Origin of the sequence: uncultured Rothia sp., from assembly GCF_963544205.1 — a bacterium.
Taxonomy (GTDB): domain Bacteria; phylum Actinomycetota; class Actinomycetes; order Actinomycetales; family Micrococcaceae; genus Rothia.
The window spans coordinates 70,904-86,322 of the sequence record NZ_CAUUDY010000001.1 but is presented as its reverse complement, the minus strand read 5'-3'; the positions used below and the strand labels follow the sequence as shown (position 1 = coordinate 86,322).

Annotated in this window: 12 protein-coding genes; 11 read left to right on the top strand and 1 reads right to left on the bottom strand. The window is 60.0% G+C overall.

Features of this window, described 5'->3' with window-relative positions; all coding sequences use genetic code 11:
- Positions 1–4,521: an FtsK/SpoIIIE domain-containing protein gene (locus RWZ58_RS00335; RefSeq protein ID WP_314656661.1), complete on the bottom strand. Its 4,521-nt coding sequence runs from the start codon at positions 4,519–4,521 to the stop codon at positions 1–3.
- Between the two features lie 644 nt (positions 4,522–5,165).
- On the opposite strand from RWZ58_RS00335, the gene glf reads away from it, so the two are divergent.
- The 11 genes from glf (at position 5,166) to RWZ58_RS00280 (ending at position 15,294) form a co-directional block, all read left to right on the top strand.
- Entirely contained in the window at positions 5,166–6,353 is a 1,188-nt protein-coding gene (glf, locus tag RWZ58_RS00330) for a UDP-galactopyranose mutase (RefSeq protein WP_070848099.1), read from the top strand.
- A 2-nt stretch (positions 6,354–6,355) separates the two neighbouring features.
- Positions 6,356–8,362 carry a glycosyltransferase gene (locus tag RWZ58_RS00325; protein ID WP_049352623.1) on the top strand — a complete coding sequence of 669 codons (2,007 nt, stop codon included), beginning with the start codon at positions 6,356–6,358 and terminating at the stop codon, positions 8,360–8,362.
- Positions 8,359–9,240, top strand: a complete 882-nt coding sequence (locus RWZ58_RS00320) for an ABC transporter permease (protein WP_049352622.1) — start codon at positions 8,359–8,361, stop codon at positions 9,238–9,240. The genes RWZ58_RS00325 and RWZ58_RS00320 overlap by 4 nt, the downstream gene beginning before the upstream one ends.
- Positions 9,241–9,244: 4 nt before the next feature.
- Complete coding sequence (locus RWZ58_RS00315; RefSeq protein ID WP_049337844.1) at positions 9,245–10,018, top strand: ABC transporter ATP-binding protein; 774 nt, start codon at positions 9,245–9,247, stop codon at positions 10,016–10,018.
- Positions 10,019–10,438: 420 nt separating this feature from the next.
- Positions 10,439–11,701, top strand: coding sequence for a CpaF family protein (locus tag RWZ58_RS00310; RefSeq protein ID WP_297606276.1), 1,263 nt, complete (start codon positions 10,439–10,441; stop codon positions 11,699–11,701).
- Positions 11,701–12,555, top strand: coding sequence for a type II secretion system F family protein (locus tag RWZ58_RS00305; RefSeq protein ID WP_314656657.1), 855 nt, complete (start codon positions 11,701–11,703; stop codon positions 12,553–12,555). Before RWZ58_RS00310 ends, RWZ58_RS00305 begins: the two co-directional genes overlap by 1 nt.
- Positions 12,552–13,484, top strand: coding sequence for a type II secretion system F family protein (locus tag RWZ58_RS00300; RefSeq protein ID WP_314656655.1), 933 nt, complete (start codon positions 12,552–12,554; stop codon positions 13,482–13,484). The genes RWZ58_RS00305 and RWZ58_RS00300 overlap by 4 nt, the downstream gene beginning before the upstream one ends.
- A gap of 108 nt (positions 13,485–13,592) precedes the next feature.
- Complete coding sequence (locus tag RWZ58_RS00295; RefSeq protein WP_314656653.1) at positions 13,593–13,820, top strand: hypothetical protein; 228 nt, start codon at positions 13,593–13,595, stop codon at positions 13,818–13,820.
- Positions 13,820–14,275 carry a pilus assembly protein gene (locus RWZ58_RS00290; RefSeq protein WP_314656650.1) on the top strand — a complete coding sequence of 152 codons (456 nt, stop codon included), beginning with the start codon at positions 13,820–13,822 and terminating at the stop codon, positions 14,273–14,275. Before RWZ58_RS00295 ends, RWZ58_RS00290 begins: the two co-directional genes overlap by 1 nt.
- Positions 14,250–14,762: a pilus assembly protein TadE gene (locus tag RWZ58_RS00285; protein WP_314656648.1), complete on the top strand. Its 513-nt coding sequence runs from the start codon at positions 14,250–14,252 to the stop codon at positions 14,760–14,762. Before RWZ58_RS00290 ends, RWZ58_RS00285 begins: the two co-directional genes overlap by 26 nt.
- On the top strand, positions 14,725–15,294 hold the full coding sequence (locus RWZ58_RS00280) for a pilus assembly protein TadG-related protein (RefSeq protein ID WP_314656647.1): 570 nt from the start codon (positions 14,725–14,727) through the stop codon (positions 15,292–15,294). Before RWZ58_RS00285 ends, RWZ58_RS00280 begins: the two co-directional genes overlap by 38 nt.
- The last annotated feature ends 125 nt before the right edge of the window (positions 15,295–15,419 follow it).

The window sequence follows — 15,419 nt, the reverse complement described above, 5'->3', positions numbered from 1 at the left end:
CTAGACCGCTGCCGGCACCTTCTGCACGGGCGTAGCCGCCTGCGCTACCGGGCTCAGCGCCAGGGGAACCTGCGCCGCATAGACGGAGGCGCCGTCCACCACCACGAGGCGACCTGCGGGCTGCTCACCCTGCGTGAACCGATCCAGCGGTAGCGCGGTCACCGTGCACATGTCGGCGTCCGCCAGGGAGGTGGGCGCGAGCAGGAGCGCACGCGAGCATCCCATGAGCGCAGCCAGCAGGGGTGAGGAGGCGCGCCTCGGCCAGGGCGTGTAGGCGACCAGCATGGCACGGAACTCACCTCGACGCTCCAGAAGCAGCTGCTGAACGGCGGGCTGCAGGTACTGCAGGTCGTCAATGAGCACGAGCGTGTGCGCGGGGTTCTTCACCGAGTCCAGGAGTGCACGGGTACGCTCCACGCTCGGCGGCTCGCCCGACGCTCCGCCATCACCCGAAGTGCCGCCAGAACCCTCAATGACGAGGGTTTCCAATTGGGGGTTGAGTTGAGCAATGCTCTCTAGCAGGGTGGTTTTACCCGCTGAACGGGAACCCTGCACCGGAACCACAGCGCCAGCCGGGGCGCTCATCCACACCGGCATCTGCCGACGGTCAAACGCGACCAGCAGCTTAGCGCCCTGCGGATTGCATGCGGCGTGGGCAGCAGTCACATACTCGGTCGAGGGCATGCGGTAGTACTCGGGGAACTGCTTCAACAGTGTGCCTGGGCGAGCGGCTGAACCGTTAGAAGCGCTCGCGGCGTTACTCCGCAGAACCTGAACCAGCTCCTGGAAGCCCGCAACGCAGGGCGAAAGAATCGAAGCGCTCAGCGGCTGATCCCCAATCAACTCCTCATTAATGGCACCCTCCACGCAGTAGTGGCTCTGCGCCGGGGTGGGGTAATCCTTGCTCGTCGAACGCATCAGATCGGCGTCCAGGAAGCGGCGGCTCAACAGCGTAGAATGCGCCGCAGCGGCGAAACGACCGCGCGGGTTCAACGCGGAGGTGAACACCACCGAATAGCCGCGACGGCACCCCTGCGAGAGTAGGTCGTAGAGCAGGTTCTCCGTATCGGGCTGGCGAACCAGCGCCTCCAACCAGCTGTCCAGGCCGTCCACAATGATGAGCGGGCGGGCGGTAGCCTCGGCACCCCACAGGTTCGGGGTGCGCAGCTCCTCCAGGCAGAAACGCAGATGCGAAAGCTCCTGCGCGCCCACGAGCGTCTCAAAGGCACCGGCGTAGGGTTCAAGGTCGCGGTGGAGCGCGCCGTCAGAGGTCAGCAGAACAACCGGCGTGCGGGCGGCGAACGCCTGAGCTAGCAAACCATACAGCATCGGGGCTCGTTCGGCGTTCTGCGCTAGCAGCGCCAGTGCCTGATGCCCCGACCAGCTAATGCGGCGGCGCACGCCGTAGCGGGCAATCTCCAGCTCGCCCAGCAGGTAGCCTTCGGGGGCGGCGCTGGGCTCGGTGGACTCATGAGGGGTCACCGCCGGGTCAATACCGTACGCGACCGGTCCGCTAACCGGCGCCTCCAACGCGGGTAGCGGGGTGTTCTCGGGAAGCTCCGGCGGAATCGGGCAGTACTTATCCTCAACCGCCGCACTCTTCTGCGCACCCCTCGGAGCGTACTCGCGTTCGTAGAGCGCACGAATCTGCTGCGCCGAACGAATCAGCAGCTCATCCTCATTCCCACCCGTCTTCTGAACGGGGGAGACAGTAGTCAGCTCACGCCAGCCGCCCTCCTCAAGACCCAGCACCTGCACCGGGCGGGCATCGCTGGTCGAGGGGACCGCATCCACCAGCGGGGCACGGAACGGCAGAGAACGACCATCGGGCAGGCGCACGTACCCGGCACCCGGATGCGCCGCCGAAATATACGCCGCAGACTCGTGCTCCAGCAGGTTATAAGAATCCTGCGCGCTTGCCACACGCAGGCAAATGCTCGTGGCAATATTGGCGCGAATATCCTGCGAAATAGCGCCCTGCGGACGCTGAGTCGCCAACACCAGGTGCAGACCCAGCGAGCGACCAATCGTGGCAATGCGCATCAGCTCAGCCATCGCGTCCGGCATGGAATCGATGAGCATGCGGAACTCATCCACCACAATCAGCAGTTCGGGGTAGCGCGGAGTCGTGCCCGCCGCCTGACAGGACGCCAGGTAGTCGCGGTAGGAGTTCACGCCGAGTGCCTGCAGATCCACCTCGCGGCGGTGAATGTCGGCGCGCAAAAATTCGAGGGCACGCTCCACCGCGGACACGTCAAAATTGCTCAAGACGCTGAGCGCATGCGGTAGCTGAGCCAGAGGACCCAAACCCGCAGAACCCTTGAAGTCCACCAGAATCAGCCCCAGACGCTCGGGCGGGTAACGCAGGGCGGCGCTGAGCACCAGCGAACGCAGAAGCTGCGACTTACCGGCACCGGTCGTGCCACCGAGCAGCCAGTGCGGGCCGTGCTCAGACAGGCCAATATTCAGCGAGCCACCCGAAGAAACACCCAGGTAGCAGCGAATATTGGAGGCGTAACGCTGAGCAGACCAGCGCTGCAGAACGGACTCCACCGCCATGTCATCGGCACGGTTCTTCTGCTGTGCGCTCTGCCGCTGAAGCGAAGAGAACAGATGAGCCGACTGGTGCACCTGCGCCTCGTTGAGCGCGCCCTGCTCCTGCTCGCATCCGGTTCGGTAGAGGTTCTCAAGAGTGGCGCAGAACGACCTAACGCTTAGGCCGTCGGCGTGCTGGCACAGGCCCTCACACGCCAACGGGTGCACCTGATAGACACCCTCGGTGGGTTGCACCGGAGGCGCCGAATAACCGTGCGCGCGGTAGCGGATGCTTTGGTGGTGGCTACCCTCGCTCGTACACTCAATCCAGGCGGAACTAAAAAGCGCACCGGGTGCAGGGGCCGGGCTATCAGCCTCGGCACCGCCCACCACGCAGAGCGCCGGAGCGCTTATCTTCTGATCACGCGGGGAGGCGAACGCGCGGGACTGCGAAGACTCAGTGGTAGCCTCGGAGGTTAGTGCGGTCAGCAGGGGAGCGTAAACCGCGCTCGTATGCTGCGGCATGAGAATTAGCGGCGGAACAGATGCGGACAGCTCCGACTGCAGGCTACTTTGCAGAGCCTGCAGGTACTTCTCCTGTTGCGCGCCCGGCAGGCAATGCACGCTTACGCCCGGCACCACAGCCAGAGTTTGCAAGAGACTATTAGTGCGCTGCTGATCAGCGCTCTCAGCACCCGCCAGCAGAACGTGCACCGCACCGGGATACCCCGCCACCAACTGCACCAGGTAGGCGCGTAGATGCGCCTCCTCCAGCTTCAGGTAGTGACCGAGAGCCGGGGTGGGCAGCGGCAGGTAGTGGGGCGCATCCTGCTTCTCCAAAGTGCCCAGCGGGAGGTTGCGACCGCGCAGGTAAGGCTGGCGAGGACCGCACCCGAGCACAATAGCCGGGTAGGCAGCGTCATGCATGGCAGAGGGACCCGAAATCGCCAAGTTACCCGCGGTCGCCAGGGCGAGGGCACGCTCCTTCTCCTGTGCCGCCGCCTGACGGGTCTGCTGCGAGGCGGCGCGGTTCTCCGCCCGACCGCCAAAGAAATGCAGAAGCATCAGCAGCGAAGACGCCGCAGACATCAGCAGAAGGAACCACATGCCGGTCACCAGCGCAATAATCAGACCCACCACAATCGGCAGGCACACGCTCAACAGAATCTGCTTGAGCTTACGCGGCGCGGGAGGGTTCACGACCACCGGCTCAAACGGGTTGCCGGCATCTCCCAGGGGAGCGAGCGTCTGTGAGGGCTCGCCGGAATTCTCTGCAATGGTGTGCGCGCTCGTCTTCTCCACGGTGCGCTCGCCGTCGGTGCTGGGGGAGGTGAGCATGCAGAGTGAGGAGCCGAGGCGGAAGGGATCGTCCCAGCGCAGGACGCGCGGCTCTGCACTCTGCATCTTTTCGCTGCCCTCGCTTGCGACCGGACATTTCTCAATCCAACGGATGCCGGAGCTATCGGCGTAGAAGCTGCCGTGTACCGGCTTGAGGAAAGGATCCTGCAAGTGAATATGGCGCGGCTGCTCTCCTCCGCGGGGAGCTAGTGCCGCCCTGCCGAGGCTGGTTCGGCCGCGGCTGATAGGGAAGGACGCGCCCGCGTCGGGGCCGCGCAGGATGCGTAGCACACTGACGGCGGGTGCGTTCAGCGGCTGAGAGTCGTTTGGAACCGTGCCGCCAAGAAGATTACGTGTGGGCATAACGCTTTCAGAGATGCCATTTCCAGGTGCGTTCTGCGGGGTCTCCAGCTCGGTGCCCTCGCGCACGGGGAATAGCTGAAACGGGGTGTCCTTCGCGGTGAGGGGCGCGCCGGTTTCAGACTGTTGTAGAGCCTGGTTGAGTGCCTGTTCCAGGGAGGAACCGTCGCCCGCGTGTGCCAGCTGAAGCTGTACCCCGTGGGGTGCCGCCTCACCGTCGAGGCGGATGACGCGGGGGTATGGGAGCGCGTCGGTGGTGTTGTGGTGATCGAGAAAGAAGAGAGTCATACCCTCAGAAAACATTAAAAAGCATTAAAATTCAATAAATAGACTGTTTGCAACCTAAAATGTTCGTATTTTTTGAATTTTTCGACCCGTTTTTCAAAAAACTGTGGATAACCCACCGAAATACTGCCCGGATTACCGTTCAAAAGCCCGGTAATACGCCCACTGAAACACCTACGTTAAGCCCACCTGCACATCCCCATTGATGTCCGTCATAGAGCCCCATCGCTCGTGGCGTTTCATGACCCCACCCCATCGATTGTTTTGCGGCGCAGCAAAATCGCGATGGCTAACCGCAATGAATATTTACCCGTAAACAAACATTCTTCGCCCCCGGTGGAACGTCAAAATCCGCAGAAAAATGAGCCCCCGCAGCCCCGCTTGACCTCGGGGTTCGTGAAGAATATTCGCCCAGGGAAAGAGCGCGCGAACAATAGTCCAAAAGCCACTAAAAACACGTCATAAGTATGCGTGAGGCATGATAAACGGGTATCTTAGATTATGACTATATCCATCACGGGAGGGGCTTTTTGCACCCACCCGTGCGGATTGCGGCGCGACTGAGAACTCTCGGATGTGTCCAATCTGGTAGGTGAATACCGCCCTCGCAGAAGGGGCGGTGCGCCGTGATAATACAGGAGAAAACATTGACCGCTGACCTCGTAGTAGTCGGTTCGGGCCTCTTCGGTCTGACCATCGCAGAACAGGCTGCCACTGAGCTGGGCCTGAAGGTTGCCCTGCTCGACCGCCGTTCCCACATCGGTGGTAACGCATACAGCGAGAAGGAGAAGCAGACCGGTATTGAGGTGCACCGCTACGGTGCGCACCTGTTCCACACCTCCAATGAGCGTGTCTGGGAGTACGTGAACCGTTTCACTGACTTCACCAACTACGTACACCGCGTGTACACCCGCCACAACGGCATTGTCTACCCCATGCCGATTAACCTGGGTACCATCAACCAGTTCTTCAACGCAGCTTACTCTCCGGCAGAGGCAAAGGCGCTTATCGCTGAGCAGGCTGGCGAGCTGGCTGGTACCGACCCGCAGAACCTGAACGATAAGGGTATCTCCCTGATTGGCCGCCCCCTGTACGAGGCGTTCATCAAGCACTACACCGCTAAGCAGTGGCAGACCCCGCCGGAAGAGCTGCCCGCATCCATCATTTCCCGCCTGCCGGTTCGCTACAACTACGACAACCGCTACTTCAACGACAAGTACGAGGGTCTGCCCGTTGACGGCTACGCAGCATGGCTGGAGCGCATGGCGGCGCACCCGAACATTGAGGTGCACCTGAACACTGACTTCTTCGAGCCCGGTCACCAGTACTCTCGCGAGAACGTTTTGGGCCAGATTCCCGTGGTCTACACCGGTCCGGTTGACCGTTACTTCGACTACGCTGAGGGCGACCTGTCCTGGCGTACCATCGACCTGGAAGAAGAAGTTCTGCCGATTGAGGACTTCCAGGGCTGCTCCGTGATGAACTACCCGGATGCTGATGTTCCCTTCACCCGCATCCACGAGTTCCGTCACTTCCACCCCGAGCGTGACTACACCAAGGACGCAACCGTCATCATGCGCGAGTACTCTCGCTTCGCAAACAAGGGCGACGAGCCGTACTACCCGGTCAACACCTCCGTGGACCGTGAGAAGCTGCTGGCGTACCGCGACCTGGCTAAGGGTGAGAACAACGTGCTGTTCGGTGGCCGCCTGGGTACCTACAAGTACCTGGATATGCACATGGCTATCGGTGCTGCACTGTCCATGTTTGACAACAAGATCCGCCCGCACTTCGCTAACGGCGCGAAGATCGAGTCCGGTGGTGTTGACGCATAACCATGGCTGATAAGACTTTGAAGAACCTGCAGCGGGTTATTTTCCCGAGCGCAGTTGAGACTGACGTTGTGCCCCTGTACGTGGACGCGAGTGTCGCGACCGGTGTTCAGTTGCCTACCCGTATTGACGGCGATGCTTCGACCTCCATTGCGGAGGCGATGAACACCTCCGGTCAGTCTGTCTCGAGCGCCAGCGCAAACCGTGATGCCGCTAATAACCTGAACAGCCGCCGTTCCATCACCGTGAGCGCGGGTCAGAGCCTGTCTTTCGGTACGTACTTTAACGCGTTCCCCGCGTCGTACTGGCGCCGTTGGACTGACCTGAAGAAGGTCGTGCTGAGCGTTCAGACTCGCGGCGAGGGCATGGTCATTGTGTACAAGTCCAATGGCCGTGGCGTGATTCAGCGCGTGGACGCGAAGCTGCTCTCCGGCGAGGAGACCAACACCTTCACCCTGCCCCTGGCACCGTTCGGTGACGGTGGCTGGTACTGGTTCGACCTGGCGGGCACTACTGACCTTGAGCTGGTTGAAGCGAACTGGCTGGGCGATATTGAGCCCCGCGCTGATGTGAAGGCTGGTCAGGCGACCGTGCAGATTACCACCATGAACAAGGTGGAGTACTGCATCAACAACATTCGTGCTCTGGGTGAGAGCCCCGAGATTTTCGATGCTGTGCACGAGTTCCTGATTGTGGATCAGGGCACCCAGAAGGTGCAGGACCACGAGGACTTTGAAGAGGTCGTGAAGCCCCTCTCCGGTAAGTTCCGCATCATTAACCAGGGCAACCTGGGCGGTTCCGGTGGCTTCTCGCGCGGCATGTTTGAGGCTGTCAACAACGGCTCCGACTATGTGCTGCTGCTCGATGACGACGTCATCGTGGAGCCCGAGTCGATTCTGCGCATGGTGACCTTCGCGAACTACTGCAAGGAACCCACCATCGTTGGTGCGCACATGTTCGACATGTTCGACCGCTCGGTCCTGCACGCGTTCGGTGAGGTTGTTGACCCGTGGCGTAATTTCTACGCTAAGCCGCACGATGACATGGCGATGGGCCACAACCTGGGCCACCACAACCTGCGTAACACCCCGTGGCTGCACCGCCGCGTGGACGTGGACTACAACGGCTGGTGGATGTGCCTCATCCCGACCGCGGTCATCAAGGAAATCGGTCTGTCCCTGCCCCTGTTCCTGAAGTGGGATGACGCTGAGTATGGTCTGCGCGCTAAGGCTGCAGGCTTCGCTACCGTGTCCTTCCCTGGTGCGGGCGTGTGGCACGTGTCCTGGACCGATAAGGACGACTCCGTCGGCTGGCAGGCGTACTACCACGAGCGCAACCGCCTCATTACCGCACTGCTGCACTCGCCCTTCGATAAGGGTGGCCGCGTGCTGCTGGAGTCCCTGTTCTTGGACGTCAAGCACACCCTGTCCATGCAGTACTACACCGAGGCTGGCCGCCTGATGGCGCTGGAGGATCTGCTGTCCGGCCCCGAGCACCTGCACCCCTCGCTCTCGCAGCGTCTGCCGGTGATTCGTGCGATGGCTAAGGAGTACCCGGAGTCTCAGGTGAAGCCGAACGTGGATGACTTCCCGGCTATTCAGACGAAGAAGCCTCCGTTCCGTGGTCGCCGTTCCTTCGCGTCCCCCGGTTACAAGAAGCTTGCTTCCTGGACCGCGAAGACTGTTGCTCGTCAGCTGTTCAAGCCGGTGAGCGAAGAGGCGAAGGCTCACCCGCAGATTCAGCTGAACTACGGCGAGACCAACTGGTGGACCCTGTCGAAGTTCGATTCGGCTCTGGCGACTAACGCTGAGGGTACCGGCCTGTTCTGGTACCGCCGTGATCCCGAGCAGCTGAAGTCGAAGCTGGCACAGGCTGCTAAGCTGCACGTCCAGCTGGTGACCGGCTGGGAGAAGCTGCGTGAGCAGTACCGTTCGAAGGCGGCCGAGGTTGCATCCTACGATGCGTGGGCTAAGACCTTCGCTGAGCATACGGATTCTGAGCTGACCCGATGAGCGATCTGAAGTCTGTTCCCCTGAAGGCGCCCGGCCGCGGCCGCGGCATCCTGGATGCGATGAAGAATCGCTACCTGCTTCGACTTCTGGTCGATAAGGAAATCCAGGTCCGCTACCGCGGCTCGGTGCTGGGTATTCTGTGGTCCTACATTAAGCCGGGTGTGCAGTTCCTGGTGTTCTACATTGCCATGGGTCTTTTCCTTGGTCTGGAACGCGGTATGCACAACTACGCTGTGTATCTTTTCTCGGGCATGATTGCGATTAACTTCTTCTCGGAGGGTTTTGGTAATGGTGCTCGCGCCATGGTGGTTAACAGCGCTCTGATTCGCAAGATTTATCTGCCGCGTGAGCTGTTCTCGCTGTCTACGGTGTGGGTGGCTCTGGTGCATTTTGTGCCGCAGATTGTGGTCATGCTCCTGGCATGCTTTGCGGTGGGCTGGCATCCGTCCTTGTTGGCTTTTGAGTCGATTCTGGCGGGCATGCTCATCGTGATGCTGCTGTCCTATGGTCTGGGTCTGATTTTCGGTGTGGCTAACGTGTTCTTCCGCGATTCGGAGAACATTGTGGACATGCTGCTGATGGTGGCTACCTGGTTCGCCCCGGTGCTGTACTCCTGGACCATGGTGCGTGACACTCTTTACCCGTGGGTGTTCAACGTGTTCATGATGAACCCGTTGACCGTTGCGGTGGAGCTGTTCCACTATGGCTTCTGGCATCCGACGCTCCGTCCTGAGGATTTGGCGCTTCCTGCTTCGCAGGTGGTTCCGCATCTCTTCAGCTTCTGGACTCCGATTGCCATTGGTATTTCTCTGCTGACCGTTTTGATTGGTGATTTGCTCTTCCGTAAGTTTGAGGGCAACTTCGCCCAGGAGCTCTGATTCTGTGGATATTAAGAAGCTTGAGTTCCCTCCGGTGAGCCCGGACGCTCCCGTGGTGATTCACGTGGAGAACCTGGTGAAGCGCTTCGTTCTGCGCCACACCCGTTCGATGAAGGAAGCTTTTGTTTGGCTGATTAAGGGCCGCAAGGGTGATCTTTCGGAGAAGTTCAATGCGCTCAACGGCGTGAGCCTGGATATTCGTCAGGGTGAGCGTGTGGCTCTGCTGGGTCTGAACGGCTCGGGTAAGTCTACGCTGCTGAAGATGATTTCTGGCGTGATGCGCGCTGATGAGGGTGAGGTTCTCACTCGCGGCAATATTGCTGGTCTGATTGAGGTGGGCGCTGGTTTCCACCCGGATCTGACTGGCCGCGATAACGTGTACCTCAACGGCGCGATCTTGGGTATGACCAAGGAAGAGATTGAGGCTTCCTTCGATTCGATTGTGGATTTCGCTGAGATTCACGACTTTATCGATACTGAGGTGAAGTTCTACTCTTCGGGTATGTACCTGCGCCTGGCGTTCTCGGTTGCGGTTCACACGAACCCGGATATCTTCCTGGTGGATGAGATCCTTGCGGTGGGCGATGAGCCTTTCCAGAAGAAGTGTATTGCGAAGATTCAGGAGCTGTGCTCTGCCGGTAAGACTCTTGCCGTGGTGAGCCACGACCTGGATTTGGTTTCTAAGATTTGTGACCGCGGCGTGGTGCTGGAGCACGGTAACCTGCGTTTTGACGGTCCGATTAAGGAAGCTGTGAAGGTGATTCGCGGCGGTGACTAATCGCTAGATGATTGCTTGTGATGGGGCGTGTATTCCCGATGGGGGAGTGCACGCCCCTTTGCTGTGCCCGAATGTTGTTGCTTCAAGAGAGGCGTCTGCGGGTGTTGTAAGACGAAATGTTACGCGTGCACCAAGTGCAATATAGTTGCGGTCGGCAGCGAAGGGTTCGAGGGGTGCGCGGGCGACTGTTCTGTGAGTCACAGCTGACTAGGTGTTTTGAATTTTGATGCACGTTAGGTAACGATATGTGCGATTATATGCATCAAAAATACTCAAATACTATACTCGTAAATATTAAGGGGTGTTTTATTACATTTTGATAAATTTGATGCTTTGACGCTAGGGTGATGGTGGCATTGATGTATCAATGCTTCACCGTATTCCACACAACCACACAACACACAGCATCGGATCATTTCAATGGAGAACACCGTACTGGATACCCGGGCGGAGCATCTTACTCTGCTCGAGGAAAATATCCGTGAGGCAATGCGCCACCGTAGCCTGGACCCGCATGAGGACCAGCACGCCGTTCGCGGGCTCATTGACGAGCACCTGAACGATTATGAACAGCGACGCACCCGCATCTCCCTGCCCGATTTGGGTGACCGTGACTCCGTGGCCCAGCGCCTGCATGACGAAATCTGCGGCTTCGGCGTGATTCAACCGTTCCTGGATGATGAGAGCGTTGAAGAAATCTGGATTAACTCTCCTGATGAAATCTTTATTGCCCGCAATGGCGAGAGCGAGCTGACTGGCCTGCACCTGAGCGCCGAGGCAATCAATAGCCTGCTGGAGCGTATGCTCAAGCCTTCGGGTCGTCGAGTGGATCTTTCCTCCCCGTTCGTTGATGCATCCCTGCCGGACGGCTCCCGACTGCACGCGGTGATTCCGGATATTACCCGCAAGCATACGAGCATTAACATCCGTAAGTTCGTGGTGCGTGCCCGCCGTCTTCCTGATTTGGTGCGCATGAACTCGCTGAGCGCCGGTGCGGCGTCTCTGCTGCACGCTGCGGTGGAGAGCGGCATGAACATCCTCGTTTCGGGTGCGACACAGGCGGGTAAGACCACGATGCTGAACTGCTTGTCGGCGTCCATTCCGCCGCGTGAGCGTGTGATTACTTGCGAAGAAATTTTTGAGCTCGCGGTTCCGCTACGCGATGTGGTGGGTTTGCAGTGCCGCCAGCCGAACCTTGAGGGCACTGGCGCCATTGAGTTGCGCCGCCTAGTCAAGGAGGCGCTGCGTATGCGCCCGGACCGCATCCTCATTGGTGAGGTTCGCGAGGCGGAATCCCTGGACATGCTCATTGCGCTCAACGCTGGTCTGCCGGGCATGTGCACGATTCACGCGAACTCGGCACGTGACGCGGTGACCAAGATTTGTACCCTGCCGCTGCTGGCGGGCGAGAATATTTCCTCGGCGTTCGTGGTGCCGACCGTGGCGTCCTGCTTTGACATTGTGGTGCATTGCGGCCGCGATTCGCGCGGTCAGCGTCAGGTCGAAGAGATCAGCATGCTGGGTGGCCGCGTTGAGGACGGAGTGATTGAGATGTCCCCGCTGTTTGTGCGCCGTGACGGTCAGATGGTGTGCGTGGCGTTGGAGCTGCCGAACCCGGACCGTTGGATTCGTGCCGGTCACCGTCCTGAGCAGGTGCTGGCTGCGGCGAAGGCGGGTCAGTGATGCCTCTGTTTCTGAGCCTGATTTTGGGGTTGGGCGTCTGCCTGATTTACCTTTCCTGCTTTCCGGATAACGGCAAGCCGCCGAAGCCGAGTAACGACCCGGCGCTGGTTGTGGCGCTGCGTAAGGCGGGTATGCATTCGCTGACTCCTCGCACGTTCATGTGGGTGAGCGTTGCCAGCGGCGTGAGCGCGTCGGTTCTGCTGTTGATGGTCACTCAGCTTTTGCCGCTTGGCTTGCTGGGCCTGATTGGTGGTTTTGCGGCACCTCGCGTGATTGTGAATCATCGTGCTCGCGCGGCGGATGCCCGTATTTGGCAGTTGTGGCCGGATGCGGTGGACCACCTGCGTTCGGCGATTCGTGCGGGTTTGTCCTTGCCGGAGGCGCTGATTCAGCTCTCGTACCGCGGCCCGGAAGAGTTGCGTGATGCCTTCGCCCATTTCTCGCGTGATTACCGTGCGTCGGGTGAGTTTGTGCCGTCGCTGAACCGTTTGAAGGAGTACCTCTCTGACCCGGTGGCGGACACCATTATTGAGGCGTTGAAGATTGCTCGCGAGGTGGGCGGCTCGGACCTGGGTAAGCTGCTGGGCACGCTGAGTGATTTTCTACGTGAGAATGCGCGTACCCGTTCGGAGCTTCTGGCTCGTCAGTCGTGGACGGTGAATGCGGCGCGTCTTTCGTGCGTGGCACCGTGGTTTGTGCTGTGTCTGATGGCGACTCAGCCTGCCGCGCGCATGGTGTATAACTCGTTTGCCGGTGCGATGCTGATGATTGCCGGTGCCGCTATTTCTTTTGCGGCGTACCGTCTGATGCTGCGTATTGGCGAGTTGCCGCGTGAACGGAGGGTTTTCGGATGAACCTGCCTCTGATTTTTGGTCTGGTGTTGGCGACCGGCGTGGGTCTGATTCTTTCTTCGGTGCTGAATACTCGCAGTATTTCGTTCTCGGATCGTGTGGCGTCGCAGCTGCGCGGTGAGACTCTGCGTGAGTCGTTGCTGAAGGAGCAGGAGCGTCATGAGCCGAGCTTGCTGGAGGCGATTTCGGCGTTCTGCGCGCCGCTGCTTCGTTCGCTGTCTTCGTCGTTGAGCGGCTCGTCGCTGAGCGATAGTTCGGTGCAGGAGCGTCTGCGCCGCGCGGGTTCTTCGCAGAGCGTGAGCGCGTTTCGTGCTGAGCAGCTGCTGTGGGCTCTTGCCGGTGTGACCGTCATGAGTGCTTTGACTGTGATTGGTGTGGTGCAGGAGCGTTTCTCCATCCTGGTGGCTCTTGTGCTGGTGCTGGTGAGCGGTTTGAGCGGCTTTCTGGCGCGTGACTGGTGGCTGGGCGAGGCGGTGACCAAGCGTGAGAAGCAACTGGTTGCTGAGTTCCCGGCGCTGGCGGAGATGATGGCTCTGTCGGTGACGGCGGGCGAGTCGGCGCTGGCGGCTTTGGAGCGTATCTGTTTGACCTCTCGCGGCGAGTTGGCTCGTGAGTTTTCTGAGATTTTGGCGCAGACCCGCACCGGTATTTCGCTACTGAGCGCGTTGCAGGAGTTTGCGGAGCGTACTCGCGTTCCGGCGTTGAGCCGCTTCGTTGAGGGTATTGCTGTTGCGATTGAGCGCGGTACCCCTCTGGCTGATGTGTTGCGTGCGCAGGCTCAGGATGTGCGCGATAACGCTAAGCGTGAGCTGATGGAAACAGCCGGTAAGAAGGAGATTGCGATGCTCGCCCCGGTGGTGTTTTTCATCCTGCCGCTGACCGTAATTTTTGCGGTCTTCCCGGGCTTGTCGCTCATGCGTTTGAACTTTTAGATTTTGCGGCGGGTACACACCGTACCGGCTGCACCGCGGCGGGCTGGGCTGATTGCCCGGCGCGCCGTACCAACCACACACTACACCCTTTGATAGAAGGAGAAAATCATGTTCCGTCGTTTCCGCACCACCCTCACCGTGCTGATCGCCCTGGCTATCGCATCCGTGCTGGCTCTGCGCCTGAAGAACACGCAGGATGACCCCGAGCGCGGCGACGTGCCCGGCTGGGTCATGATCACCATGATGAGCGCCGTGCTGGTTGCAGCTATCCTGGCGATTGCTCAGCCCGCTCTGACCAAGATGTTCAACGACGCGATTGCTCTGGTTCACCAGTAATGCGTAAGCCCCGCATCGCTTCTGAGCTGACTGCCGCTGAGCTATCCTCCGCAGAATATTCTGTGGAGGAGAGCGAGCGCGGTGACGCCAGCACGGAATTCGTCATGGTCGGTGCACTGCTGGTGTTGCTGACCATGGCGATTCTGCAGGTTTCTTTCGCCCTGTATGCACGAACCATGCTGGTGGATGCTGCGGCGGCTGGGGCACGTTACGGTACGATGCGTGACCGCACTCCGCAGGAGGGCATGGAGCGTACCCGTCAGATGATTGAGGGGGCTCTTCCGTCGTCCTATGCTGAGAATATTTCGTACCGTCAGAGTAGTGATTCTACGGGCGTGCGCACCTTGGAGGTGACGGTGAAGTCTCCTTTGCCGGTGCTGGGCCCGTGGGGTTTTCCGGATTCTATTGAGGTGAAGGGGCATGCGATTTATGCGGAGCAGCGTTCCGGTGATTAGCGACTTTTCGCTTCGGCAGCGGGTGAAGGAACGCCTGAAGAGCCGCTCTGGTCGGTCTCTTTCTGAGCAACACGACTCTGAAGAGGGTAGCGCCATTGTGGAGTTCCTGGGTTTGGGCATTACTCTGCTCATCCCGGTGCTCTACGGCATTCTGACGATTTTTAGCTTGCAGTCTTCGGTGATGGCGGCTCATGCGGCGAGCGCCCAGGTGGTGCTGTATGTGCAGGAGCAGCCGCAGGACTCGTCGGTTGGCCCGGATTTGGCTCAGCGTCTGGCGGTGCATGCTGCCGCGGATTACGGGGTTGAGCCTTCCGATGTGAGCGTGTCGTTGAGCTGTGCGTCGGGGGAGTGCGTCTCGGGTACGAAGGCGTACGCCACGGTGACGGTTCAGGCGCGTCTGCCGCTGCTGCCTTCGTTTATGGGTGGCGGCGTGATTCCGGTGAGTTCTCATGCGACGAGTTGGGGGTCTGGTCATGCTGATTCCTAATGGTTCGCCGGCTCACCTGTTTCCGACTGCTCACCTGTTCTCGGCTGTACGGGAGCGCTACGCCCACGTTCGTGCCCGTGCGCAGAGCCGTGCGCTCGCCTCAGGACCGGTCGCATCAGGCCCGGAAGAAGGCAGTATTGCCCCGTTGATTGTGGGCATGGTGGCGTTGCTTCTGCTCATTGGTTCGGTGACGGTGGCGATTACCGGCGCGTATCTGCAGACTCAGCACCTGCAGGATATGGCTGACGCTCAGGCGAACTCGATTACCCGCACGATCCGCACTCCGGAAGAGGCGAGTGGTTCGGCAGCGTGGGAGTACGCGAGCGCGTACTTGGCTGAGGTTCAACCGGGGCAGGATTTTCAGGCGTTGCGTCTGGATAACGTGTCCGTGGATTCTGACCAGAGCGTGCACGTGTACCTGTCGGCTCGTATTCGTCCGCCGCTGCTGTCGATTCTGGTGCCTGATGGTATTGAGGTGACCGCTCACGGTTCGTCGCGTTTGAAGACGAGTCAGGGCCCGTCCAGCGACTAACCCGTCCAGCGACTAGGGGCGCTGTGAGCCCCCCCCATAGGGCGTTGTGAGCCCCCATTAGACTGCGAGGGTGCATCCGCAAGGTAGTGTAACGGCTAGCGGATGCGCCCTCGTTTTATGCCCTT